Source organism: Marinobacter sp. 1-3A (assembly GCF_016597775.1).
Lineage (GTDB): Bacteria > Pseudomonadota > Gammaproteobacteria > Pseudomonadales > Oleiphilaceae > Marinobacter > Marinobacter xiaoshiensis.
Map to the genome: position 1 here is coordinate 73,040 of NZ_VCGZ01000008.1, position 25,926 is coordinate 98,965.

The 25,926-nt window shown below is 52.6% G+C and carries 23 protein-coding genes; 14 read left to right on the forward strand and 9 right to left on the reverse strand.

All coding sequences use genetic code 11. From position 1 onward, the window contains the following. Positions 1-139: 139 nt before the first annotated feature. From FE848_RS13255 to FE848_RS13275, 5 genes are all read left to right on the forward strand, one after another. Positions 140-2,260 (forward strand): type VI secretion system Vgr family protein, encoded by a 2,121-nt coding sequence (locus FE848_RS13255; RefSeq protein ID WP_200203832.1) that lies wholly within the window; start codon positions 140-142, stop codon positions 2,258-2,260. Continuing rightward, complete coding sequence (locus FE848_RS13260; RefSeq protein ID WP_200203835.1) at positions 2,257-5,628, forward strand: toxin VasX; 3,372 nt, start codon at positions 2,257-2,259, stop codon at positions 5,626-5,628. The genes FE848_RS13255 and FE848_RS13260 overlap by 4 nt, the downstream gene beginning before the upstream one ends. After that, positions 5,625-6,701 (forward strand): hypothetical protein, encoded by a 1,077-nt coding sequence (locus FE848_RS13265; RefSeq protein WP_200203837.1) that lies wholly within the window; start codon positions 5,625-5,627, stop codon positions 6,699-6,701. The genes FE848_RS13260 and FE848_RS13265 overlap by 4 nt, the downstream gene beginning before the upstream one ends. Positions 6,702-6,927: 226 nt before the next feature. Further along, positions 6,928-7,209, forward strand: coding sequence for a hypothetical protein (locus FE848_RS13270; RefSeq protein ID WP_200203839.1), 282 nt, complete (start codon positions 6,928-6,930; stop codon positions 7,207-7,209). Between the two features lie 128 nt (positions 7,210-7,337). Then, on the forward strand, positions 7,338-7,862 hold the full coding sequence (locus FE848_RS13275; protein ID WP_200203841.1) for a hypothetical protein: 525 nt from the start codon (positions 7,338-7,340) through the stop codon (positions 7,860-7,862). A 39-nt stretch (positions 7,863-7,901) separates the two neighbouring features. Here the strand turns inward: FE848_RS13275 and FE848_RS13280 are convergent, their stop codons facing one another. Together FE848_RS13280 and FE848_RS13285 are read right to left on the reverse strand one after the other, a co-directional pair. Beyond that, a complete protein-coding gene (locus tag FE848_RS13280; protein ID WP_200203851.1) occupies positions 7,902-9,779 on the reverse strand; it encodes an MFS transporter in 1,878 nt (625 codons plus the stop codon). A 114-nt stretch (positions 9,780-9,893) separates the two neighbouring features. Then, complete coding sequence (locus FE848_RS13285) at positions 9,894-10,790, reverse strand: DUF1853 family protein (protein WP_200203853.1); 897 nt, start codon at positions 10,788-10,790, stop codon at positions 9,894-9,896. Positions 10,791-10,896: 106 nt separating this feature from the next. On the opposite strand from FE848_RS13285, the gene gloA reads away from it, so the two are divergent. The 3 genes from gloA to FE848_RS13300 all read left to right on the forward strand — a co-directional run bounded on the left by gloA (position 10,897) and on the right by FE848_RS13300 (position 13,232). Further along, a complete protein-coding gene (gloA, locus tag FE848_RS13290; protein ID WP_200203855.1) occupies positions 10,897-11,337 on the forward strand; it encodes a lactoylglutathione lyase in 441 nt (146 codons plus the stop codon). A 124-nt stretch (positions 11,338-11,461) separates the two neighbouring features. Continuing rightward, positions 11,462-12,886: a hypothetical protein gene (locus FE848_RS13295; protein ID WP_200203858.1), complete on the forward strand. Its 1,425-nt coding sequence runs from the start codon at positions 11,462-11,464 to the stop codon at positions 12,884-12,886. Continuing rightward, positions 12,858-13,232: a hypothetical protein gene (locus FE848_RS13300; protein WP_200203860.1), complete on the forward strand. Its 375-nt coding sequence runs from the start codon at positions 12,858-12,860 to the stop codon at positions 13,230-13,232. Before FE848_RS13295 ends, FE848_RS13300 begins: the two co-directional genes overlap by 29 nt. Positions 13,233-13,315: 83 nt before the next feature. Here FE848_RS13300 and FE848_RS18970 read toward each other — a convergent pair whose 3' ends face one another. Continuing rightward, positions 13,316-13,879, reverse strand: coding sequence for a cold-shock protein (locus tag FE848_RS18970; protein ID WP_200203862.1), 564 nt, complete (start codon positions 13,877-13,879; stop codon positions 13,316-13,318). A 264-nt stretch (positions 13,880-14,143) separates the two neighbouring features. On the opposite strand from FE848_RS18970, the gene FE848_RS13310 reads away from it, so the two are divergent. After that, positions 14,144-14,362 carry a SlyX family protein gene (locus tag FE848_RS13310; protein WP_200203864.1) on the forward strand — a complete coding sequence of 73 codons (219 nt, stop codon included), beginning with the start codon at positions 14,144-14,146 and terminating at the stop codon, positions 14,360-14,362. Between the two features lie 83 nt (positions 14,363-14,445). On the opposite strand, the gene dapE is transcribed toward FE848_RS13310, so the two are convergent. Genes dapE through map form a run of 6 tightly spaced genes read right to left on the reverse strand, consistent with a single transcriptional unit; the run spans position 14,446 to position 21,583 of the window. Beyond that, positions 14,446-15,582, reverse strand: coding sequence for a succinyl-diaminopimelate desuccinylase (gene dapE, locus FE848_RS13315; RefSeq protein ID WP_200203866.1), 1,137 nt, complete (start codon positions 15,580-15,582; stop codon positions 14,446-14,448). Then, positions 15,569-16,597 carry a 2,3,4,5-tetrahydropyridine-2,6-dicarboxylate N-succinyltransferase gene (gene dapD / locus FE848_RS13320; protein WP_200203869.1) on the reverse strand — a complete coding sequence of 343 codons (1,029 nt, stop codon included), beginning with the start codon at positions 16,595-16,597 and terminating at the stop codon, positions 15,569-15,571. The genes dapE and dapD overlap by 14 nt, the downstream gene beginning before the upstream one ends. A 31-nt stretch (positions 16,598-16,628) precedes the next feature. Continuing rightward, complete coding sequence (locus FE848_RS13325) at positions 16,629-16,970, reverse strand: ArsC family reductase (protein WP_200203871.1); 342 nt, start codon at positions 16,968-16,970, stop codon at positions 16,629-16,631. 3 nt (positions 16,971-16,973) lie between these two features. Further along, positions 16,974-18,170 (reverse strand): succinyldiaminopimelate transaminase, encoded by a 1,197-nt coding sequence (dapC, locus tag FE848_RS13330; protein ID WP_200203874.1) that lies wholly within the window; start codon positions 18,168-18,170, stop codon positions 16,974-16,976. Then, the gene (locus FE848_RS13335) at positions 18,167-20,812 is read right to left on the reverse strand and encodes a [protein-PII] uridylyltransferase (protein ID WP_200203876.1); all 2,646 of its coding nucleotides are present in this window, start codon (positions 20,810-20,812) and stop codon (positions 18,167-18,169) included. Before FE848_RS13335 ends, dapC begins: the two co-directional genes overlap by 4 nt. Continuing rightward, a complete protein-coding gene (map, locus tag FE848_RS13340) occupies positions 20,813-21,583 on the reverse strand; it encodes a type I methionyl aminopeptidase (RefSeq protein ID WP_200203878.1) in 771 nt (256 codons plus the stop codon). A gap of 262 nt (positions 21,584-21,845) precedes the next feature. Here map and rpsB point away from each other — a divergent pair, with 262 nt between their 5' ends. From rpsB to uppS, 5 genes are all read left to right on the forward strand, one after another. Continuing rightward, complete coding sequence (gene rpsB, locus FE848_RS13345; RefSeq protein WP_200203881.1) at positions 21,846-22,592, forward strand: 30S ribosomal protein S2; 747 nt, start codon at positions 21,846-21,848, stop codon at positions 22,590-22,592. 93 nt (positions 22,593-22,685) lie between these two features. Then, entirely contained in the window at positions 22,686-23,555 is an 870-nt protein-coding gene (tsf, locus tag FE848_RS13350; protein ID WP_200203883.1) for a translation elongation factor Ts, read from the forward strand. A gap of 181 nt (positions 23,556-23,736) precedes the next feature. Continuing rightward, positions 23,737-24,465, forward strand: coding sequence for a UMP kinase (pyrH, locus tag FE848_RS13355; RefSeq protein ID WP_200203885.1), 729 nt, complete (start codon positions 23,737-23,739; stop codon positions 24,463-24,465). Positions 24,466-24,507: 42 nt separating this feature from the next. Beyond that, entirely contained in the window at positions 24,508-25,065 is a 558-nt protein-coding gene (gene frr, locus FE848_RS13360) for a ribosome recycling factor (RefSeq protein WP_200203888.1), read from the forward strand. Between the two features lie 70 nt (positions 25,066-25,135). Next, positions 25,136-25,906, forward strand: coding sequence for a polyprenyl diphosphate synthase (uppS, locus tag FE848_RS13365; protein ID WP_200203893.1), 771 nt, complete (start codon positions 25,136-25,138; stop codon positions 25,904-25,906). Positions 25,907-25,926 lie beyond the last annotated feature (20 nt).

Sequence of the window (25,926 nt, forward strand, 5' to 3'; positions counted from 1 at the left end):
GCAGAATAGAGTTGTGGTCAAGCTCTCATGCTTGAAGCGCTCCGGTGCAGTGGGGTTACATTCACAAACGTGGTGGGTATAATCGGGCACCGGCTCAGGATGAGCATGAATAACACACCAATCTTCAGGGATAGAAGACATGCCCCAGGCAAGCGGACTGCAGTTTACCGCCCGTGTTGGCGAACTCCCCTCTGATCTATTTTCCGTTGTTGGCTTCACGCTGACGGAACGACTATCCGAGCTATTTCATGGCTGCCTTGAACTGGCCAGTACCGACCCGGACATAGATGCATCCGAAGTTTTGGAGCAGCAAGTGGATCTGGTGGTATGGCAGGACGGCATACCCCTTCGCCGCTTCACCGGCGTGGTCAACGAATTTGCTCGAGGCGATTCTGGCCACCGCCGCACCCGCTATGAGATTGTTATCGAGCCGCCTTTGTGGCGCTTGGGTCTGATGCACAACAGCCGTATCTTCCAGACCCAAACTACAGACACCATCGTGCGTACCCTGCTGGAAGAACGGGGCATTGTGGATTCAGTGTTTGACCTCAAACGTGCGCCCCAGGAACGGGAATACTGCGTACAGCACCGGGAAAGCGACCTGGCCTTTATCGGGCGACTGGCTGCCGAAGAAGGTTGGCACTACCGCTACCAGCACGGCAGCGTGGATGGCAGCGAACAACCCGGCCTGATTGTTGCCGACCACCACGGCGATGCACCAAGGCTGGGTACTGCCGAATACAACGGCAAAGCGGGCGGAAGCACCAAACAATCCGCCGTATTCCGTTTCCGCTACGAAGAACGGGTTCGCGCCGCGTCTGTAGCCACCAAAGACTACACCTTCAAAAATCCCGCCTACGCCCTGATGCACGAACACAGTGCCACCAGTGCCAATCAACGGCAGGATTACCAGCACTTTGATTACCCCGGCCGTTTCAAAGCCGACGCCAGCGGCCAGCCGTTTACCGAAGCCAGGCTGGACGCCCTCAGAAACGACGCCAGCACCGCCACCGGCGAGAGCAACCGCGCAGACTTCACCTGCGGTGCCAAAACCGAACTCATTGAGCACGACAACCCCAAACTGAATCGGGACTGGCTGTTGACCGCCGTCACACATACCGGCAAACAACCTCAGGCCATGGAAGAGGAGGGCGGTTCTGGCCCGACGTCATACCACAACACGTTCAGCGCCGTACCCGCCGACAAAACCTGGCGGCCAACGGTTAGCCATCGCCCACTCATGGACGGCCCGCAAATCGCTCTGGTGACAGGCCCCGAAGGGGAAGAAATCCACTGCGACGAATTTGGCCGGGTAAAAGTACGCTTCCCCTGGGACAGATACAGCAAGAACGACGAACACAGTAGCGCCTGGCTAAGAGCCAGCCAGGGCTGGGCTGGCGGCCAATATGGCTTCATGGCCCTACCCAGAATCGGCAACGAAGTCATTGTCTCCTTCCTCGACGGGGACCCGGATCAGCCCATCATTACCGGCCGCACTTATCATGCGACTAACACACCGCCTTACCCGTTGCCGGAACACAAAACCCGCACCACCCTGAAAACCCAGACCCACAAGGGCGAGGGCAGTAACGAACTGCGGTTCGAGGACGAGGCAGACAAAGAACAAATCTACATCCACGCCCAGAAAGGCCTGGATCTGCTCACGGAAAACAACCGTACCGAAGTCATCAAAAACGACAGCCACCTGACCGTCGAGAACGACCGCTTCAGCCACGTAAAGAGCAACGACCACCTCACGGTGGACGGCGAAAATCGCCAAACCATCGGAGCCGACTGCAGCCAGACCATCGGCGGCACCCTGCACCAGAAATCTGGCAGCGCGACGCTGTGCGAAGCCGGGAGTGAAGTTCACCATAAAGCCGGTGCCAAAGTGGTTTTGGATGCCGGTGCCGAAATTACCATTTCTGGCGGTGGCAGCTTTATCAAGCTGGATCCCAGTGGCGTAACGCTGAGTGGGCCGGGGATCAAGATCAATTCGGGTGGGACGCCGGGGAGTGGTTCGGGGCAGGCGGTCGTTACTCCGGAACTCCCAGCAGTACTTGGTATAGATGGTGCGGCAATGCCACAGCCGCCGGAACTGGCGATGGTGGGCCAACGCAAAAATGCCTCTCCTGACCAAATGGAGGTTGATCAGTTACCGGGCACAGATCGAAAGCTGATCGTTGATGTGATTGGTGGGCATAACAGCGGGGGAGCAGTTGAGGTTATCAAGGATTCTTCAGAAGGGGGCAAAGCGTGACAGGTACTGTAACTTTTACGGATGAATCCAGGGAACGTTCAGTTCGTCGTAAAGCAGAATACGACGACAGTAATCCCCATGACCTGGTGCTCACAATCAACAAGCGGGAAGGGGGGCAGATTACTATTCCGCTTCTGAAAAATGCCCGTTCGAATATTGAACGGGAAGACCATCAGGAGAACACCCTGTTAAGGATTAAACCCCTGGCAGAAATCGAAAGCGCACTTCCTGTCTCTACAGGTTATGGAGCCCCAGTCTATCAAGGCAAGGCTGTTGCGATGCTCCGGCCAGGCTACTTATATGTGTTTCGCCGCGGCAGTTTGTGGCGTGAGCTGGAGATCGGGCCAGATTCAAAAGTGAGTGATGTTGATCTCACGGCAGCCCGGAATGAAATAGATAACCCGGATAGTAAATTAAGGGTTGAGCGACCAGCGGAAGGTGAATGGTTCGACGATGTACTCGTCCCCGTATTCCTGCAAGGCCACGCAGTTATGCACGACTTCCGCATGGCGTACAGTGAGGTGCAATGGGACTGGAGCTATATCCAGAAACTGGAGGCTGACGATAAGGCCAGGAATGCCCGCACAACAGGCATTGGCCATGCCTGGGCTGTAACTGCCGCAGAGGGCATCAGCTTCAAGACCGGGTTTCCGGCTTCCAGGGTTGAGGATTTGCCGGAGCTGCGGGCAAGGGATCTCGGCATTGAGCTAATGCTGGAAAATCCGCGAGATTTTACGCCAGCCTTCGAAACTCCATCGGATTCCGAGCTCTGTGTAAAACTGGCCGCCCGCTTGCGTGAAGCTCAGGAAGAAGGTGGGCAGCCCGTAGAGCTTGATATCAGCTGTGATCCCGACAAAGACCGGCTGGCCGACCTGAGAGGGCAGAAAGGGCTAGCTTGTATTGCCTTGCCAGACCCGCTTTTCAAGCTGCGGCATTCGCTTGCTCAGTTGCATTTGGCTTTGCATTATCTTGATGCGATTGATGTGTCTATTCAGAAAAACCCGATGGTTCATTCTGCAATGCTGATCCGGCAGGCGGTTTTTGATCCGCAAGCAGGTGGTAAAAAACCATCATTGGTAAAGTATGCAGAAGCCATAGACCGGCAGAAGTTAGATGAAGTGTTGCACACGTCTGAAAAGAATCATGCCATTCGCATCATTGAGCAGCACGCCGAAGACCTGATAGCCACGATCAAGATAGGGGAGCTTGATCCAATTTTTGAAGATTACCGGACATGCAGTGATCATGCGATCTGTGAAGCCTATTTGTTGGTGGCGGATAAACTCAATGTCTTGCAGCAGATCCCCGGCGTGCTTAAAGCTCAAGGTGCAAGCAGTGATGTCGAGGTCTTAACCGGATTAAAACAATGGATACTCAGGGGAAGTTTTCTAGCTGATTGGTCACCGCAACCTGATTCTGAGAGTTCAACTGATGAGAAGGGCGAGATGCCGTCTCCTTATGAACGCTTGCGAGCGCTTGCTGATGGGAGCGTCGAGATTGATGAGGCACTGCTAAACCGCCTGAATACGCAGTCTCTCGTATATCTGGAGAAGCAGCTGCAAGAGAAAACAGAAGGCGGTGATAGCGTTATTAAGGATATTTCCAATGCGGGAAAAGTTGGAGGGTTAGTATCCGGTGCTTTGTCAGAGTGGAGTTCCGCGATATTGGCGGTATGTAAGCGTCTGATGGAGGATGGGAAAATTCAGCAAGTTGAATTGCAGAGAGTTATGCAGGCCGTTTCATCGAACCTCGCGTTAACTGATCCCGAGCTGAAAAGCATTAAGGTGATGGATCGGGCTGGAGCTCTTATCAGCGGTTCAATTCTAGGTGTGAAAGGAAATGGGCTCGACCGGGGATTAAATGATTTTGACCACACAGAAGGCGTGCTCACCCGAAAAAAAGACTATTTGTATGCGGACCTATTGGACAGTTCTGATGAGGTAATTGCATCAAGCAGCCCCACACGAGCCGCTGATGCTTTGGAGGAAGCTGTTAATAAGGTAGCTGGTGGAACCATGGTGTTCTTTGCGCCCGATGCGCACTCCGAAGCCCAGAAGCTTAGCCTGTTGAAGGTGGATTTTGCTAAGCGTGTCGGGAAAGTTGTGGATGGGCCAGCTGTGTCCCGTGGGCTGGTGGTTTTGGCGGCGTTTAATGTTTTTATAGAACTGCAAAATTATGGTCGAGCCCAAGATTCACGTAATGGGAACATGCCCCTAGCAACCACGAAGTTGCTGGCGGGTGCTGGCGTGGATCTCTTCGCAGCGTCCATTAAATTGAGCGTTGTGATGGGAAGCGACTTAACTAACCAGCGTCGTCTTTACAAATTTTCTACTCGACCACTGTTCGATATGAAAAACTGGATTTTTATTGGTAGTAGGTTAAAAAGCTTGAATGCTTCTACCTTGGTTCGTACTGTAGGCTTGGCGAGTTTTGTTGCAGGTGCTATCAATGTTGTTGTGAGCGCCTGGGAATTGCGAATCAGTTTGTCACAGCAGGATTTGGATGCCGCCACGGGCCACGCTATAGCATTAATAGGTGGCTTGATTTTTGTGGCTCAGCCACTTTTTGGCACTTTGCTCGCCATACCTGGCTGGGGGTGGGCAATCCTTGGCATGACGATGGTGGTTGGCGGTGGTTTGTATGCCTCTGCTGTTGCAGATGATGTGTTCGAAAAACTCCTCAAGCGAGGTCCGTGGGGTACGTATCCTGACGACTTAATGGTTGGGCACGACGATCAAGCCTATTACAGTCAACTGCTTTCTCTTCTTTCACCGATTGAGATTACTGCGCAAAAGTATGCAGATATTGAACCGGATACTGCATTATCTCCCCCTAGTTACACACCCAAATCTGATGATTACGTGGTAACAGTAAAGTTCCCTTTGGTCAGCCGGTTGAACCTCTATCGTGGGTATGAGTGTAACGCAGGTATACCTGTGACCCCTTTCAACTTGGTTGTTCAGGAAGTCGCCTATCAATCCTCAAATACAAGTATCGTTGCTCCGGGCTCTATTGCGCCCGTTAGCAGTACTCAACTCGTAAAAACCACACCGTTGAAGAAAGTCGTGGCTCGACAGTCACTGCCACATCTATCTGCTGTTCGGTTTCTTGTAAAACGCGAGCTTCAAGATCGTGAATATCGTAGTTTGCTTTATCAAGAGTCAGTGAAGACACGGGTTCGAGTTGGACTTCAGGTTACTTTAGATACCGAATTAGGGCCGATCATATTTCCCGCACCAGTGTATGAATATTATGAACCATATAATTCGGCCCTGCACAGCAACCCACCACCTAAGGAGCGGGCTATCTTGGATCCATACGCTCAGCCAAAGTCGCCATACTGGTTTTTCACCGAGGTAACCGCATGAGTGCCCCAAAAGCTGTCTCTGAATATGCAGGCACGGCCTTCAGGGCAACTGCTATAGGGCCGTTGCCTCAAAGCCAGACCAAGCGCACCCGTATAGGCGAAGAACTGCAGCCCATTGGCATCTACGCTGGGTTTATTCCATACCACGGAACTATCCAAGATATTGATACTCTGCAGGATCAGGAAAGAAAAGATCCTGAATTCAAAGACAAGGATTGGTGGTGGGATCACCAGAAAATTCGATTTCTTAATGGCAAGCTAGGCTTTAAGTTTCTAATCCTGCTCTTGCCATTTACGTGGATCTTTATGCTTCTATTTGGTGGCTTGGCTTCTATTGTTTGGGGAATCATCCTGTTATCTGGGTGGTACGATCTTCCCGGGCTGCTAGTTGGTATGATTGGGTTGGTTATGGTATTCGCGTGGTTGTTTTTTGCATTTTGGATAATCCCTCCCACCACCAACTGGCTAATGAGCACCGGACTCGGATTTTTTCTCAAACCTTTCGAAAAAAACATCCATAAAAAACTGGACGACACCCTCGAAGATGGTTGCAGTGAATTCAACCGCCTCACAGGCCAGGTTCGCATTGCCCTCGGCCGAAAGCGCTTTTTCGACGCGCCTTTTGTGGAGTTTGATGCCTATGTTGAGCGGGTTGTTCAGCAAGGCGGTATCTTCTATCGACTCATGTTGGTACACCGCTACACCCAGAAAACCTTCAACAAGACCGCTTTCAGCACCATTGAAGCGGAAAAGCACGAAGTTTTGGCCCTGTGGGATATGCTTCAGCGCTACATGGATGTGACCCAGCCCTTGCCGGATACACCGCGTCTGGAACCCTTTCGTCACCTGGATCCGGTCACTGCGGAACATGATAAGCAAACCGGTCGTAACCCCCGTTACTGGCGTGACCTTGATCTGGACTCCTGGAAAGACGGAGAGGGGTGGCGGGAATTATATCAGCGGCAAAGACAGTATCCGTGGGGCAGCCGGGCTTGCAAACTTACGCCACAACTGGGCAGGATCTCGATGGAAGAATATCGCCAGAAACGCCCAGCAGGCTCCTGGCCAATTTGAGACAAAGAGCCCGCTAATGGCTTGACCTTGCGGCCAGGAAACTAACCATGGCCGGCGGGGAGCCTGAGGGTCTTGCCAGACAGAGGGAATTCAGCGGCGACGCACGGAGCAATACGGGAAACAGAGATTAAAAATTAACTCAACTTCAGGGAAGGTGAAAATGAGTGATTGTGTAGAAGCTACATGCACAGCCTGCGATGGCAGGAATCAACTTACTGCGGGTCAGATGGAAGTGCTTGGGAAATCCGAGCCTGTTGAGTGTTCCCAGTGTGGGGTACTGGTAAAGATTAAAGCGGATGCCGAATCAGAGCTAAAAGCAAAAGTATCGGTTTTAATACTCACCATTGGGGCGGCAACGGTTGGCGTGGTAGCGCTGATCAATATATTTGGTGATGCCGGATTTCCTACTTATTTTGTGGCGATTCCATTCATTTTGATTTCAGCAATCATGAGTTCAGCGCTGAGCGGTGGTGCTGTTCAGTTACAGAGTGTTGACGCTTCTGGTTGATGGGTATCCCCCTCTGGCTGGTGACCGCCTGATCGCCGAAGAAACTGACGAAAGGCTGTCTGGAAGTTGTGCTGAGTACCTGGCCTGGCTGGCGCATGGCCAATTGGATGTTACAAGGAGAGTAGACAATGGACTATCAAATCAAAGAACTCATGAAGCAGGGGCTTAGCCGAAATGAAATCTTCGAGCAGCTCAGAAAACAGTCGGGCAACCAAATGCGCTTGGCTAATAAGATTGCAACGTTCGAGCCTGGCTCATCCTCGAGACGAACTGTCCTGCTTAATCGAGTCCTCCTTACTCTCTGTCTGCTTCAGGCGTGTTTCGGGATCTGGGTGATATACTCCAACGTGGTGCCGATGGATGAAGAGTTCGGTTGGCAAGGAATCGTTGCAACGTTCATTTTGACGATCTTCTATTTTGTCGGCCTGTTCAGAATGTCTTTTACCGGGTACGCCTCATTTATTCTTCTCTGTATTAGCGTTGCTGCTGGCTATGTCTATTTCTTCAATTATTTCCCGGTTGTTTCAGTCGTGGGTGTTCTGTTGGCGATTTCAGGAGGTGCGCTTTCGTATTCAATAAAGGTTCGACTGTTTCCTCACATGGGATTTATGGATGTGAAGAAGGATGAAAACGGAACGTACATTTTCGAATGATGCTCGGAATCGGTGCTCGGAGGTCAGGGGGCAAGTAGCTCACTGACCACTCCCCCTCAAACCTTTAACCCGCTGCTCCAACATCTCAGCAGCCGCTTTTTCTGCCGAAACCGGCTCGCCAGCCACCAATTCGATTCGCGACCAGAAACGTTTCGGAAGGTGGCTCAGCGCCGGCCCGCCGCAGTGGCTGAAAAAGCTGCCCCATAGCCCCCGAAGTGCCATGGGCACAACCGTTACGGGCCTGCGCTGGATGATAATTTCAACGCCGTTTTTGAAGGTGCCCACTTCGCCGTCAGATGTCAGTTTTCCTTCCGGGAATATACACACCACGTTACCCGCATCCAGTTCTTCGTCGATGCGCTCAAAAGCAGCATCGTAAATCTCTGGTACTTTATTCCTTGGGCCGATCGGAATGGTTTTGGCGAGCCTGAACAGACCGCCGAGAATGGGCATTTTGAAAATTTGGTGGTCCATCACGAAACGAATGGGTCTGCGCACTGCGCCAGCGATGATCAACGCGTCCATGTAAGTCACGTGGTTACAAACCAGCAACACCGGGCCGTCATCCGGAATCTGGCGAAGGCCTTCATGGCGTACCCGGTAGATAGTGTGTGATAGCACCCAAACGATAAACCGCAAGGCGAACTCAGGAACCTGCTGATAAACGAAGCCAGCCACGATCAGGTTCATGATGGAGAGCACCAGAAAGAATTCCGGGATACTCAGCCCGATCACGCCCAGCATTAAAATACCCATACCAGCGCTGACTACCATGAATAGGGCGTTGAATACGTTTAGTGCCGCAATTACACGTGCCCGTTGGGGTTCCGGGGTTTGCTGTTGTACAAAGGCATATAGCGGAACGATAAACAGGCCGCCAAAGAAGCCGATGCCCAGAAGATCAATGGCCAGTTGCCGGTGCTGGCTGTCGGTGATGATCATCCACCAGTCGGTCGGTACCGGATTGGCGGGCATATTGAAGTACAGATCAAGCCCGAACAGGCTGATGCCCAGCGAGCCGATGGGCACTATGCCCAGTTCTATCCGATGCCCGGACAGCCGTTCACAGGCAACTGAGCCCAATGCGATCCCGATGGTGAATACGGCGAGCAGCAAGGTGACAACGGTTTCGTCGCCCATCAGATCTGTTTGCGCGAAGCTGGGGAATTGGGTGAGGTAGGCGGCGCCGAGAAACCAGAACCAGGAAATGGCCATGATGCATAGCAGCACCGAGTAATTCTCAGCCGCCAGTCGCATCAGGTTCCAGGTTTCTCGCAGAGGCCGGAAACCAATGGTCATATCTGGGTTAGTAGTGCCCGTCACCGGAACCTTTCGTGCAGCCAGGTAGCCAATAACGGCGAGAACCACTACACCGATCGCAGCCAGTTTCTCAGGTTGCTCGCTGCCCATTAACAAGCCCGCCGCAAGCGTACCCACCAGAATCGCAACGAAGGTGCCCATTTCTACCAGAGCATTGCCGCCTACGAGTTCATCGTCTGTGAGTACCTGGGGCAGAAGGGCGTACTTTACCGGCCCAAAGAAGGTGGATTGCACGCCCATCAGGAATAACAGCAGTAGCAAAGCCTCATACCATCCGTGCCACAAGCCAACAGCGGCCAGCACCATGATTGCAATTTCTGCCAGTTTTACCCATCGGATAACCTGGGACTTTTCGTATTTGTCCGCCAATTGACCAGCAATACCGGAGAACAGAAAGAACGGCACAATGAACACGAATGCTGCAATATTAACCGCCACATCAATCGGCAGGCCCATCAAACCACCTGCGGTATAGGTAATTAAAAGCAGCAGGACATTGCGAAACAGATTGTCGTTGAAGGCGCCGGAAAATTGCGTCAGGAAAAACGGCAGGAACCGGCGCTTTGAAAGCAGTCTAAATTGGCTGTGGTCATCCATGGTGCCTATCCTTTATCAGTGTTTTAGCGGCCTGCTTTGCTTGCAAGCTTGATCTGCATGGTGCTGATATTATTGGCTTATTGTGGCAGGCGTTTCCTGAAATTGGTACGAAAATCATGGCCAATCTTCCGGCACCACAAACACCCGATCCACCTCGTGCCAATTGCCGACCCGCGGATCTTCCCGCAATACCGCAAACAGCTGTGGAATGCCTCTGTCTTCTACGCGCCTAAGAGCATCCATAGCAAGCTCAGCATCTGGCTTCTCGCGCTGAAACCAGCCGCCAATCCAATGCGGTTTGTTGAGCACAACCCAATGTGACGTGTCTAATGCTTTTGCGTGGGACACATACATCCACCGCCCACGCAGATGCTCACTGGGAACATAATCCGGAGTGACTGCCTGCGAGGCATCGGGATAGAACAAATACCCCGGCATGAAAATCCGTGATGTCAGCGGTCCTGTAATGCCATATTCCGACAGCATTGCGATGGTTTCAGGCAACCATGTGCGCCTGCTTTGTTGTTCGAGCAGGCTGGTTGTTTTTATGTCCAGCCGGTCTCTGGCATTGGGGCCGTACCAGAGGGTTGTTCCGTTTGGCTCTGGCACACCAAGATAGAACTTGATGGCAATTTCGTGGTGTTCAATGCGGTCTTCTGCACGGTTGTGCACCACGAAATCCAGCTCTCCGATGGTGTGCCCGGCAGATTGTATCTGTTGGTTCTTCATCAGAATGGGCCAGCCGAGCAGGTTTTCCAGCAAAACCTGATACAGTCGTTCGAAATAGAATCCCAGTCTGCGCTGTGGCGGCTCTCTCAGTAACGGAGGTGAAGCTTCAGGATATTCATCCCAGAGCTTAAGCAGGTCAGGATAGTTCGAAGGCAGATACTCTGCAGGCTCAAAAATGATCGGCGAATGCATCAGTTGCGGTGCCTGGCACAGCCAGGCGATATGGTTGATCGCTGGAGTTTGGTAAGGGCTAGTCAGTTCCGACTTGAGGTTTGCGTCCATCCGTCCAGAATACCGTAAACTGTGAGGTAATAAAGATGCGGCAGCCCTGTGCCAGTCAAAGCGCAGTGTTCACCGCTTGAAGCAAAAGGATACGGAAGGAGGCAGTATGCAGTACCTACATACGATGATCCGCGTAGGGGATCTTGAGAAATCCCTGCATTTTTTTTGTGACTTGCTGGGTATGGTTGAGATCGACCGTAGAGACAGTGAGAAAGGGCGTTTTACGCTCGTGTTTCTCGCAGCGGCAAAGGACGAAGTTCAAGCGCGTGAGCATAAGGCACCCACGCTGGAGTTGACCTATAACTGGGACCCGGAAGAGTACACGGGTGGCCGTAACTTTGGCCATCTGGCTTATCGGGTAGATGATATATATGCGCTTTGTGAGAAGCTGCAGGCTGGAGGCGTTACGATTAACCGTCCTCCCCGGGATGGTTACATGGCGTTTATCCGCTCACCAGACAATATTTCCATAGAGTTGCTGCAGAAAGGCGAGCCGTTGGCGCCTAAAGAGCCTTGGGTCAGTATGGAGAATACCGGCAGTTGGTGAGTGCTGCATGCCCGTCGGAATTGCAGATCAACCGAAACATCCATAGAATTGTGAAGATTTTAAAGGTTAGTTTTAACTAACGCCTCAAGCATCAGGATGATGCGATAAAACAGGGAAACGTTTGATGGAAGATTGGCAAGGATGCCTCGCCCCCCAATGTCAGACTGCATTGCTGAATGCCCGCGAAGATGTTGATCGCCGTGGCGGCGCAGTGATAACGGTTGAAGACTTTCTGCTTGCATTACTGGAGTCCAGCCCCTCCGCAAGCTATTTTCTGCGCGGATCAGGCGTGGATATGGATGAGCTGATCCGTACTGTCCAGTGTGAACAACCCATAGTGACTGAAGTAGGCGGTGAAGGCCTGCTTTCCTCCCAGCTCATCTACTGGCTGGCAACGGCTCGAGAATCCTTTGGTACACCTGCCTGGCTTGATTGGCCTCAGCTTCTTGAAGTGCTCGCAAGACATGCTGAGCGCTTGCAGGAAAAAGCCTATGTTGCCGTGCTTGAGTTGGTATCGCAGTGGCCCGAATCGAGTGATGAATATAGTGATGGCGAGGGTTCTGCAAGGCCTGGTATTGAGGATGAGCAGACAGCGCCGGTGGTGGTTACCGATGCGAATTGGATCGAACTTGCAGAAGATGTAGCTATTACTCTTGCAGCAACGCCGGGCGTTGTGGTGTGGGTCAGAGGAGAACGTGGCGCGGGCAAGTCTGTTTGGCTGCGTTCCCTGTTATCATCGCTGGCACAACCTTATGTTGAGATGGATCTGCGTAGCGAAACGGAGGTAATGGCCAGTGAGCTTGCGGTCATTCCCGCGAATGCCAAGAAGCCTTGGCCGGTCCTGGTCCTTGATAACGTATCACCAGTGGATCTATTGGCATTGATGGATCGTCCTTCGGGCCTTGCGTCCGAGCTTGTTCAGCGATGGCAAGGGCCTTTAGTGTTATTGGGGCCGGATACGTCACAAGGCAACGAAAAACCTTGCCGTACTCTGGAGCAGTTGCTTGGTCGAACGCTGGAGATCTGTGACATGCCACTACCCAGCGAGATGCAGCGAAAAGCCATCCTGGTCGCCCATCAAGCAAATATAGAGCGTCGCTGGAATATACTGCTCTCTCAATCCGGGATACAGTTCGCTGCTTCCCGACACAGCCGATGTGTGTGTACACCCGGTGGAATGTTGCAGTGGGTTGAGCGGGCAGCGGCACGATTGGAACTGTTTGCCCGGCGCGGCCCCGTGGGCTCTGTAGCGCTTTCCGGGCAGGCTGACACGCTCCGGCGTCAGAGCCTTGTTGCTATGGCGCGGCAAGAACCGCTGGATGAGATCGAGCAATCTTTAGAGGAATTACATTTATTGCGTACGGCTGCTGAAGTGGCATGGCACGAACGCAAAGCTGCAGGAACCTTGCGCCTGTTAACGGCGGAGGATTTGCGGCATGAACTGGAACGCTGGCTTGCAGCGCGGCCCGGGCCGGTTCACTATGTGCTCCATTGTGACCACCACCATGGAGAATCTGCGAGTGCAGGATCTGGAAATCTACATTCGTGACCTGGAAGCAGGCGCCGTTCATCATTGGCTTGAGAGCCATGTAAAGCAGTTGGTGCTTGATGACAATAATGTTGCATCCGTTACCAAGGGCACTGCTGTTTTTGGGGAAGCTTTTCTGAAGATAACGCTCTATCCCCAAGCTTTCGGAAAGCGGTTCACATCATTGCTTATAGAGGGTGAGCAGCTACCCTGGAACAGCGATCTGGAGTGTGCACGCAGCGCATGGCGAACCATAGACACTGAAATCCGTTGCAGCCCCGGAGAGTGGAAAGAAGGCGAGTCAGCGGAAGACGAGAAGTGGTGGCGACTGGACAGTCGCGGTGAGCAACTAGTCGTATGGAACTGAGAGTCCCGGAACTGGATTAACCAGAACGAAAAAAGGCAGCCGCTAAATAATAGCAGGCTGCCTTTTTTGCATCAGATCAGATTTCAGTCGCTCAGGATAGAAACGTTATCTGCTTGCAGGCCCTTGTCGGCGTCAACAACGCTGAACCGAACCAGTTGGCCTTGGCGAAGTACTCGGCGGCCACTTCCACGAATGGCACGGAAGTGAACAAACACCTCGTCTCCGCTGTCGCGGACAATAAAGCCGAATCCCTTCTTAACGTTAAACCACTTCACAGTGCCTTCTTCGTCGCCTTCTGGGCTATCGTCGTCGTAATCGGCTTCACCATCGTCATAGTTCTGGTTAGAACTCTGGCTCCGTGATGGTGAACTGGCTCGCTTCGAAGTGGCGCGCGCGGGCTGTTTGGCTGCGATAGCGACGGCAAGAAAGCCGACAATGCCAAAAACAATTAAGCTGATTACGTACGCTGCGATACCCTGGGCGCTGCCGAGAACGAACGGCGTGCTTGTTGCCAACTCATTGCTCTGTGACTGAGAAAGGATCTGGAACAGCTCCGGGGTAAAAGAGACCAGCAGGAAGCCTAGGATAAATGGGGCGGGAATAGCGATCAGAATAGCAACAAGGATCGCTTTGGCTGGATTACGCATTGACTGAGAATTCTCCATTTTTCATTAACGCTGACGATAAAAAACCGGATATCGGGTAAAATCGTTTATCCGGCCAGTGATTACCACCTGACTTCCTGGAAAACGGGAACTCGGGCGGGCAAAAGCGGCATGATAACAGATTATCCCTGCTGCTTACCAAGCGACTGTTGTGCCGAATGCCTCAGAACTATATTTGAAAGCGCGCTGGCCGCAATTTGTACCCTATCTATTTGAACGATTCATCTGATGGAGTTTCAGTACCTGATGAGCCAAAAAGACCTGCAAAACAGACTGGATGAACTGGAAACACGGCTTGCCTTTCAGGACGACATTATCAATACCCTGAGCGAGCAGTTGGCAAAGCAGGAGATGGATATTCGTGAACTCTGGAATGCCAAACGATTGCTGCACAGTCAGATAAAGGATGTTTCTTCATCCAATATCAAACGAGAAGAGGAAGAGTCACCACCTCCGCATTATTGATCATCGAGATGCGACCTCATAAAACCAAAAGGCCAGAGCATGTGCTCTGGCCTTTTGGTTTCAGCTTGTTTTGAACCTGATGCTCAGGCGAGTAATTCCACCAGAATTTGTTCATAGATTTGAGAGAGGGTGTCCAGATCATCAGCTTTCACGCACTCGTTTACCTTGTGAATGGTTGCATTGATCGGACCCAGCTCTAAAACCTGTGCGCCGGTAGGCGCTATGAAGCGCCCATCAGACGTGCCACCTGAGGTAGAAAGCTCGGTTTCTCGCCCAGTCACATTGCGGATAGCACTTTGCGTGGCGGAGACCAGTGCGCCTTTGTCTGTAAGGAACGGACGGCCACTGAGATGCCATTGCAGGTCATATTTAAGGTTGTGCCGATCAAGCGTAGCGACAACTCTTTCTTCAAGACTTTCCGCAGTGTTCTCCGTGCAGTAACGGAAGTTGAAGTGCACCAGACACTCTCCGGGAATAATGTTGCTGCCGGTGCCGGCTTCCACTTTTGTGATCTGAAAGGTTGTGGGAGGAAAGTAATCGTTGCCGTTGTCCCAGAACTCATTAGCCAAAGTGTGCAGAGCAGGTGCAACGGCATGAATGGCGTTTTCTGCAAGGTGCGGGTAGGCCACGTGACCTTGGGTGCCATGCACAGTGAGGTAGCCATGCAAGGAGCCGCGGCGCCCATTCTTGATTACATCGCCTACTTCCTTAGTGCTCGATGGCTCTCCAATAAGGCACCAGTCCATTTTTTCTGAACGGGCTTCGAGTGCCTCGATTACCTTTACGGTGCCATTTTGGGCAGGGCCTTCTTCATCACTTGTGATCAGCAGGGCGATGGAGCCGCGATGGTCTGGGTGGGCGCTTACAAAGCGCTCGCAGGCAGTAACAAATGCAGCAAGGCTGCCTTTCATATCAGCCGCACCACGGCCATGGAGGTACCCCTCTTTTATAACCGGATCAAATGGGGGGTGGGTCCAGTTTTTTTCCGGCCCGGTGGGCACCACATCAGTATGACCAGCAAAGGCCAGTACAGGACCCTCGGTGCCTTTTCGGGCCCAGAGGTTATCCGTATCGCCAAAGCGCATGTGTTCGCCGATAAACCCCAGGGGAACCAGGCGAGACATCATCAGCTCCTGACAGCCAGCGTCTTCTGGAGATACCGAAGGGCGGCTAATCAGGTCGATGGCCAGATCGAGCGTTGGAGAATTAGTTGTTTGCATGCAGTTCTTCATTCAGCTCGATGGCGGATTGGTTGGTTTTGCATTCCACAGCGCCGGATTGGCTGTTTCGGCGGAAGAGCAAGTCTGGCTTGCCGGCCAGGTCACGGGCTTTTACAACTTCCACTAGCTCGTTGTTGCCATCGAGTAAGGCAACCTTGGTGCCGGCTGTAACATACAGGCCGGATTCAACCGTGCAGCGGTCACCCAGCGGAATGCCGATACCTGCATTCGCGCCAATCAGGCAGTTCTCACCAACGGAAATAACCATGTTGCCGCCGCCTGAAAGGGTGCCCATGGTGGAGCAGCCGCCGCCCAAGTCAGAACCTTTGCCTACCATAACGCCTGCAGAAATACGTCCCTCAACCATGCTGGTGCCTTCGGTGCCGGCATTGAAGTTGATGAAGCCTTCGTGCATAACGGTAGTGCCTTCGCCCACATAGGCACCAAGGCGCACTCTTGCTGTGTCTGCAATACGAACGCCGCTTGGTACCACGTAGTCAGTCATTTGTGGGAACTTGTCCACGGATTTCACTTCCAGAGTGCGTCCCTCAAGGCGAGCCTTGAGCTGTCGCTCCGGCAGTTCGTTCAAATCAATCGCGCCTTCGTTGGTCCAGGCAAGATTCGGCAAAAGGCCAAAGATGCCGTCAAGTTTTAGACCGTGGGGCTTAACCTGCCGATGGGAAATCAGGTGCAGCTTGAGGTAGACCTCTGGCGTACTGGAGGCAGTGCCGTCTGTTTCTAGTACGGTCACTACCACTGGGCGCTTGCTGCCGGCAGCCTTGTCTGCCAGTGACGCCTGCTCTGTGGCGCCGATCTGGCGGAGGGCAGTGGCAAGTAGGGTAAGCTGCTCAGCGGTTGCATGGATGGCCTGATTGCCACCCTGATAGTTCAGTGCAGTTTCGACTGCATCTATCAGCTCTGTTTCCGGTGTGATAATCGGTTGTTGGTAAAAAACTTCCAGCCATTCGCCCTGGTTGTTTTGGCTGCCGATACCTATACCGAATGCAAAACTCATGCAGTGATTGCTCCTGTCTATTATATGGTTGCTACTTGATGGCTATTGCCCAGTCGTCGGCGTTAAAACCGACATATACTGCGCCGTTATGTTCGACCACGGGTCGTTTAATGATGGAGGTGTTTTCCAGCATGATGTCGTGGGCAGAAAGGGCGCTAATAGTATCACGAACCTCTTCGCTGAGCTTGCGCCAGGTGGTGCCACGGCGGTTCAGCAGGGTTTCCCAGCCCACGGCCTGTTCCCACTCGGTTAGCGTGGCTTCGCTGAGCCCATCCTTTTTGAAATCGTGGAATTCGTAAGAAATGCCCTGTTCGTCAAGCCACTTACGGGCTTTTTTGACGGTGTCACAGTTGCGGATGCCGTACAGTTTCATAGTTCAGTTTGCCTTTACAAATTCAACAATGCGTTTTGCTGCTTCCACACATTCTTCCAGTGGCGCAACCAACGCCATACGAACCCTGTTCTCACCCGGGTTGTAGTCATCCACCGTGCGGGACAGGTAGCGACCAGGCAGAACATGAACGTTTTGTTGGGCTGACAACTCCTTGGCAAAGGTTTCGTCATCCATGGGTGTGACCGGCCATAGATAAAACCCGGCATCGGGAAAATCGACGTCCATTACTTCGCGCAGAATGGGCACTACAGCTTCAAATTTTGCGCGATAAGCCGCCCGGTTTTCCCGCACGTGGTCTTCATCCTGCCACGCGGCAATGCTGGCTAGCTGGTTATGAACCGGCATGGCACAACCATGATAGGTGCGATAGCTCAGGTAGCCTTTGAGTATGCTTGCATCGCCGGCAACGAAGCCTGATCTAAGGCCTGGCAGGTTGCTACGCTTCGAGAGGCTGTGGAAAACAACGCAGCGCGCGAAGTCGTGACGACCTATCGCTGCACAGGTCTGCAGCAAGCCTTCGGGTGGATTGTTTTCATCGGGATAAAGTTCGGAATAGCATTCGTCTGAGGCGACGATGAAATCGTATTTATCTGCCAGTTCAATAACTTTTTTCAGTGTCTCTCGTGGTATGACAACGCCGCTGGGATTGCCTGGCGAACACAGGAACAGAACCTGGCAACCCTGCCATACAGAATCTGGCACTGCATCAAAATCAGGAATGAAGCCGTTGGTACTATCACAAGGAAGGTATACCGGCATAGCCCCTGCCAGAAACGCTGCGCCCTCGTACACCTGATAGAAGGGGTTGGGACTTACAACGGTTGCTTGCTTGCTGGAATCCACCACCGCCTGTACCAGTGAAAATATAGCCTCCCGGGTGCCGTTTACCGGAACGATGTTCTGATCCGGGCTCAGGGAGCCAGTTTTCAGTTGGAAGCGCTTCGTAGCCCACTGACTTATCGTTTGCCGCAGCTCATCCAAACCACGGGTGGTGGGGTAGTTGGCCAGGCGGTCCAGATTGTCGGCAATCACCTGCTTCACAAAGTCAGGGGCCGGGTGTTTGGGCTCACCGATGCCAAGAGATATGGCCGGCAGATGCTTGGGTACCGAAATGCCTGCTTTGAGTTTCGCCAGTTTTTCGAAAGGGTAGGGGTGAAGCTTGTTCAAATTCGGATTCATTGAATTTCATCCAGCATTTTGCACAGGTCTTGCTGCAGGGCGCGGCATACGAAAGGGTCGCTGATTGGCTCGCCGTGCTCGTCGGTTACAAAGAAAACGTCCTCCACCCGCTCGCCCAGGGTGGCGATTTTGGCATTGCTCAGGCGTATGCGGTGATCCAGAAACACCTGCCCAATGCGCGCCAGAAGGCCGGGGCGGTCAGGTGTAACCACTTCAATCACCGTGCGTTCGTTAACGGTGTCGTTGGAGAACAACACCTCGGTCGGGAATGCAAAATGCCGGAGTTGCCGTGGGGTGCGACGATGAATAATATCGGGGTAGTCTTCAGGGTCGTCCAGCTCTTCGATCAGGCGCTTGCGCACCCGCTCTTTGCGGGCCGGGTCGATACCCAGAGGCTGGCCTTTCTCGTCCAGCACAACATAGGAACTGATTGTATAAGGACCATCATTTGAACTGATACGAGCATCAACGATGTTGAGATTGAGCTGTTCCAGCACGGCCGTTGTTGCCGCAAACAGAGTGGCGCGGTCGTTCATGTAAATTATGATCTGGGAAAAACCGTCAGTAGGGCCGCCGTGGGTATCCCGGATAAGTACCAGCGGGCCGGGCGTGTCGCCATGGTTGATTATGGCAGCCGTTTGCCAGGCTATATCCACCGTGGAGTCCTGCAGGAAATAGTCTTCATCAACGGTATCCCAGATAGCATTAATCTGCTCATCGCTGATGTTCTGTGCATGGAGAATTTCCCTTGCTTCAGATTGGGTTGCACGCACCCATTCCTGCCTGTCTACGGGAATCTCGGTGCCACGTCTGAGGGCGCGTTTGGCTTCTATATACAGCTGGCGCAGCAGGGAAGCACGCCAGGTGTTCCAGAGCTTGGGGTTGGTTGCACTGATGTCGCACACCGTAAGAATGTACAGATAATCCAGATGTGCCTGGCTGGGTACTGCCCGGGCGAATGAGCGGATGATATCCGGATCTGAAATGTCTTTGCGTTGAGCTGTCATGGACATAAGCAGGTGGTTTTCCACCAGCCAGGACACCAATTGGGTATCTCGCTCGCCAAGGTGGTGGCGCTGACAGAAGGCTTCGGCATCCACGGCGCCAAGCTCTGAGTGGTCGCCGCCGCGACCTTTGGCAATGTCGTGATACAGGCCAGCTATATAAAGTAGCTCGCGCTTGGGCAGGCCATGGATCAACCGCGCTGCTAACGGATAGTCGTCGCGGGCTTCCGGGCCGCTCATTCGTACCATGTTGCGCACCACCCGCATGGTGTGGGCATCAACTGTGTAAATGTGGAAAAGGTCGTGCTGCATCTGGCCAATAATCTGGCCGAATTCTGGCAAATAGCGACCCAGTACGTTGTATTTCTTCATGGCTGAGAGGACTTCGTCCAGCGCATGGGGGGTTCGCAGCAATTCCATGAACAAGGATGTAACCGCGAGGTCAGAACGGAAGGCGTCGTCAATCAGGTGCCTGTGTGCCCGCAAAGACCGGATGGTTGTTGCCCGGATGCCCTTGATTTCAGGGTGTTGGGCCATCAGCACAAAGATTTCCATAATCGCGTAGGGCGAGTAGGCAAAAACCTGGTTGTTTACTGCTTCTATATAGCTGTTGCGAATCTGGAAGCGGTTGTTGATCGGTTGAATGTTGTCTTCCGTGCCTGTGCCGAGTATCGCTTCGTCGTAAAACTGAAGAATTACGTCTGCAAGTTCTGCCAGCGCCAGTACCGCACGGTAATAGGACTGCATCATCAGCTCGACATCCAGCCGCTTGCCTTCGTCTTTGTAACCCAGCATCTGTGCGAGGGCGCGCTGGTGGTCAAATAACAGGCGGTTCTCATTCCGGTTTGCGATCAACTGCAGCCCATAACGCAGTCGCCAAAGAAGCGTTTCGCCTTCTACCAGAACCCGATGTTCCTCGTCGGTGAGGATGCTGAAGCGGGTCAGGTCGGCAATGCTCTGTAGCCCAAAGTGTCGCTTTGTGATCCAGCCTATGGTTTGAATATCCCGAAGGGCACCCGGAGAGCTCTTTACGTTGGGTTCGAGATTGTACTCGGTGTCACTGTATTTTTTATGGCGCCGCTGCTGCTCTTTGCGCTTGGCAATAAAGTAGTCGCGGTCGGTAATGATGTTATCGGAGTAGGCTTGCTCGCTGAGTTCTTTGCGCAGTTCATCCGGGCCTGCAATTGTGCGGGTTTCCAGAAGATTGGTCAGTGTGGCCACATCGCCCCGCGCCGCAGCTTTGCTTTCTTCAATGCTGCGAACACTGTGGCCGATATCGAGCTTCAGATCCCACAATAGTGTGACGAAAGCGCCAAGATCTTCCTGCCAGCCCGGATCGATACCCTCCCGGGTGAGAATAAGCAGGTCGATATCTGAATGTGGGTGCAGCTCACCCCGGCCGTACCCGCCAACGGCGATTAGCGCAATGTCGGGTGAGCTGGAGAAAGGGTAGCGGTTCCAGATAAGCTTCAGAACGGTGTCGATCGTGTCGGCTCTGGAGCGAACCAGAGCACGAACGTCGGCACCTTGCCTGAAGGCTTCGGCATCTGCACTGTAGCGTTCTTTCAGCAGTTCCCTGGCTGCCATAACCGGGGAAGGGTCCCTGCTGATTCTGGCTTCCAGTTCCTGGCGCGTCACTTAGAAGGACTCCTCCGACCGCTTGGTCAGAACTTCATAGCCATCGGCAGTGACCAGAATGGTGTGCTCCCATTGCGCTGAAAGCTTGTGGTCTTTGGTGACTACGGTCCATTGGTCTGGCAGCAGCTTGGTGTGATACTTGCCTTGGTTGATCATCGGCTCAATGGTGAAGGTCATGCCTTCTTGTAGTGCCATGCCAGTGCCTGGTTTGCCGTAGTGCATAACTTGCGGCTCTTCATGGAACACTTTGCCAATGCCGTGGCCACAATAGTCTCGAACCACAGAATAACGATGTTTTTCGGCGTGCTGCTGGATAACGTGGCCAATGTCGCCCAGGCGCGCCCCGGGTTTAACCAGTTCAATACCTTTATAGAGGCATTCCTGAGTAATTTTGATCAGGCGCTCAGTGCCGGGCTTTGGCTTGCCAACGATCCACATTTTGCTGGTGTCGCCGTGGTATTCATCCTTTATTACGGTAACGTCAATATTCACGATGTCGCCGTCCTTCAGAACTTTCTTTTCTGAAGGGATGCCGTGGCAGATAACGTGGTTAACTGAAATGCACACGGATTTAGGAAAGCCTTTATAGTTCAACGGAGCGGGGATCGCATTTTGCTCGTTGACGATGTAGTCATGGCAGATCTGGTTGAGCTCTTCGGTGGACACGCCAGGCTTGACGTGCTCCCCGATCATTTCGAGAACTTCAGCTGCCAGGCGGCCTGCCACACGCATCTTTTCAATTTCTTCCGGAGTCTTGATCGATACTTGCATTGGGCTTCCCATTGATTTGTGTCAAACGAGCATTTTAAGGGGCCCGGGCTCAGGGTACAAGGAAGCAGAGGTTCAAAAATAATGGCGTGGGCTGGTGGTTTTATGGTATAAACGCGCCCGCTGGAAACAATTCCGGCAAATTCGAGCACGAGTCAACACGTTGCCCCAGGGTGCCTGCTCCCGCTTTAAATCTATACAGGGAGCCTGGTTGGGGTAATTGGACGCGTGTAAGACTAACCCGAAGCTAAACTAAGGTACTATCATGGCTCAGGTAAATATGCGTGACCTGCTCAAAGCAGGTGCTCACTTTGGTCACCAGACTCGCTACTGGAACCCGAAAATGTCGAAGTATATCTTCGGCGCCCGTAACAAAATTCATATCATCAACCTTGAGCAGACTGTTCCTGCCATGAACGAAGCCCTTAACTTCGTTCAGCAACTGACAGAGAACAAGAACAAGATCTTGTTTGTTGGCACCAAGCGCGCCGCAGCCAAGGTTATCAAGGAAGAAGCAGAGCGTTCTGGCCAGCCTTTCGTTAATCATCGCTGGCTCGGCGGCATGCTGACCAACTACAAGACCATCCGTCAGTCAATCCGTCGCTACCGTGAACTGGAAGCCCAGAGCAAAGACGGTACTTTCGACAAGCTGACCAAAAAAGAAGCACTTGAGCGTACCCGCGAGATGGATAAGCTCGAGCGTTCTATCGGTGGTATCAAGGATATGGGCGGTCTGCCTGATGCCTTGTTCGTTATCGACGTTGATCACGAGCGTATTGCCATTAAAGAAGCCAACAAGCTGGGCATCCCCGTTATTGGTGTTGTTGATACCAACAGCAACCCGGATGGCGTTGATTTCGTAATCCCGGGTAACGATGACGCTATTCGCGCAATCCAGATCTACGTGAAAGCGGTTGCTGACACTTGCCTGGAATCTGCTCAGGCTGGCGGCGCTGACGAATTTGTTGAAGTTGCTGAAGAGTCTGCAGGCGCCGCTCCGGCTGCTGAGTGATACGCTCGCATCACTGATGAGATATAAGGCATGCTGGGGAAATCTCCTCGGCATGTCTTCCCACCGATTTCAGAAAAGTTAAGAGGACTGAACATGGCTGCTATTACCGCTGCAATGGTCAAAGAACTGCGCGACCGCACTGGCCTTGGCATGATGGAGTGTAAAAAAGCTCTGGTTGAATCTGAGGGCAGTGTAGACGCAGCAATTGAAGAGCTGCGCAAGTCTTCCGGTCTGAAAGCTGCCAAGAAAGCAGGCCGTATTGCCGCTGAAGGTGTTTCGTTGATCAAGATCTCTGACGACAACACCGTTGCATACATTCTGGAAGTTAACTCTGAAACAGACTTCGTTGCTCGCGACGACAACCTTCTGAACTTTGCTAACGACGTACTGAACGTTGCCTTCGAAAAAGGCGAAACAGACGTTGCCAAGCTGATGGAGGGCGAGTTGGAATCCAAGCGCGAAGCGCTGGTTCAGAAAATCGGCGAGAACATTACTGTTCGTCGTCTGGTTTCAGTTAAAGGCCCGGTAGTTGGCGGTTACGTTCACAGTAACAACAAGATTGCTTCTGTTGTTGCTCTGACCGCTGGCGATGCTGAACTTGCTCGTGATATCGCGATGCATGCTGCTGCAGTTAACCCGCGTGTAGCCAAGCCTGAAGACATGCCTGCTGAAGAGCTGGAAAAAGAGAAAGAAGTTATCCGTGCTCAGCCAGACATGGAAGGCAAGCCTGCCGAAATTGTTGAGAAAATGATGGGCGGCCGTATCCAGAAGTTCCTCAAGGAAAACAGCCTTGTTGAGCAGCCTTTCGTTAAAAACCCGGAGCAGACTGTAGGCCAGCTTATTAAAGCGGCCGGCGGCGAGTTGGTTGGTTTTGTTCGCCTGGAAGTGGGCGAAGGCATTGAAAGAGAAGAAGTGGACTTTGCTGCTGAGGTTGCTGCTGCAGCCGGTACAGGCAAGGCCTGATTTTTCTCGGCGCTGTGACGGTTAGTTACAGTGCCACCTGAGTCTGCCACGTTGGCTGGATTTTTCCGGCTCTCGTGGCGGGCTTGTATCTGAGATCCCCCTTTTTCAAGGAGTATGTCAGATGCAAGCCTGCAATGCGTATCACGCCGGATAGCAGTTAACAGACGAAAAGGGGATCAGTATGCCGACATCATCGAAAAACCAGCCAAGATATAATCGTGTTCTGCTTAAACTCAGTGGCGAAGCCCTGATGGGCGAGCATGATTTCGGTATTGACCCCAAGGTTCTTGATCGCATGGCGCTTGAAATCGGTGCTTTGATTGGCATCGGTATTCAGGTCGGCCTCGTTATTGGTGGGGGCAACCTGTTCAGGGGAGCGTCGCTGAGCGACGCTGGAATGGATCGTGTTACTGGCGATCACATGGGTATGCTGGCCACTGTAATGAATGGTCTTGCCATGCGCGACGCTCTGGAACGTTCAAACATACGCACCCGGGTTATGTCAGCCATTCCCATGAGTGGTATTGTTGAGCATTATGATCGTCGTCGCGCTGTCCGTGATCTTAAAGACGGTGATGTCGTCATTTTTTGTGCAGGTACCGGCAACCCCTTCTTCACAACAGATTCTGCGGCGTGCTTGCGTGGTATCGAGATTCAGGCAGATGCCGTACTGAAAGCAACGAAGGTAGATGGCGTTTACTCAGCGGATCCTTACCTTGACCCGACTGCAGAAAAGTACGACAAACTGTCTTATGATGAAGTACTCGACAAAAAGCTGGGTGTGATGGATCTGACCGCTATCCTCCTGGCGCGGGATCATGGCATGCCGCTGCGTGTTTTTGATATGAACCGTCCGGGCGCCCTGACGCGCATCGTGACCGGCGAGAAAGAAGGCACATTGATCGAATAACGGGTTTTATGACCACCCGATGAACGAATTGAGGATGATTACGTGATTAATGACATAAAAGCTGAAGCCGAGAAGAAAATGGAAAAGAGCCTTGAAGCTCTGCACTCGGCGTTCAACAAGATCCGTACCGGCCGTGCCCACCCGTCGATTCTGGACAGTGTGATGGTTAACTACTACGGTCAGGAAACACCACTGAAACAGGTGGCGAGTGTTAACGTAGAAGATAACCGCACGCTGGCAGTGTCGCCCTGGGAAAAGAACCTGGTGCCCGTTATCGAGAAAGCCATCATGGCTTCAGATCTTGGCTTGAACCCCGCAACCAGCGGCGATCTGATTCGTATTCCTATGCCGATGCTGACGGAAGAGACCCGCAAACACATGGTTAAGCAGTCGAAAGCGGATGCCGAGAATGGTCGTGTCTCTATCCGTAATGCCCGTCGCGATGCAAACAGCATGATGAAAGACCTGCTGAAGGACAAAGACATCAGTGAAGACGATGTGCGCAAGGGCGAAGAAGAAATCCAGAAGCTGACAGATCGCTACATCGCCGAAGTCGAGAAGATGCTGAAAGCTAAAGAAGAGGACCTGATGGCGGTTTGATCGCCATGGTTCACTTGCAAGCGAAACACACGGCCAATAGGGGTGTTCCATTGGCCGTACAGGGGATTTCATGACGGGATCAGTATCCGCAGAAATTCCGGTGTCGGCTGATAGCCGGCCCCGGCATGTGGCCATTATCATGGATGGTAACAACCGGTGGGCAAAATCACGCCTGCTTAAAGGAGTGGCAGGGCACAAGGCCGGGGTAGACGCAGTAAGAGCTGTTGTTGAAACCTGTGCCCGCGAGGGCGTTGAAGTACTTACCCTGTTCGCGTTCTCAAGCGAAAACTGGCGGCGGCCAAAGGATGAAGTCTCAGCCCTCATGAAGCTGTTTCTTTTTGCTTTGGAGCGGGAAGTCAGAAAGCTGCATCGCAACGATATCTGCTTGCGCATCATTGGTGATCGTTCCGCGTTTAATGCAACCTTGCAAGAGCATATGGCCAAGGCCGAGGAGCTCACCCGCAATAACACCAGAATGACCCTTGTCATTGCTGCAAACTACGGTGGCCATTGGGATATTGTCCAGGCAACACAACAGGTTGCCCAAATGGTTAAACGCGGCGAGCTTGAGCCATCTGACATTACCGACGACCTCATACAACAGCACCTGAGCGTTGGTGATCTTCCAATGCCGGATCTAATGATTCGGACGGCAGGCGAGCAGCGGATCAGTAACTTCATGCTTTGGCATCTTGCCTACACCGAACTGTATTTTTCGCCTGTGTTCTGGCCCGATTTCAAAGAAGAAGAAATGCGCAAGGCGTTACAGGCCTACGCCGGACGTCAGCGCCGCTTTGGTCAGACAGACGACCAGATCGTGGCCAAGACATCACAACAATAACGAATGACAGCGACCTGAAT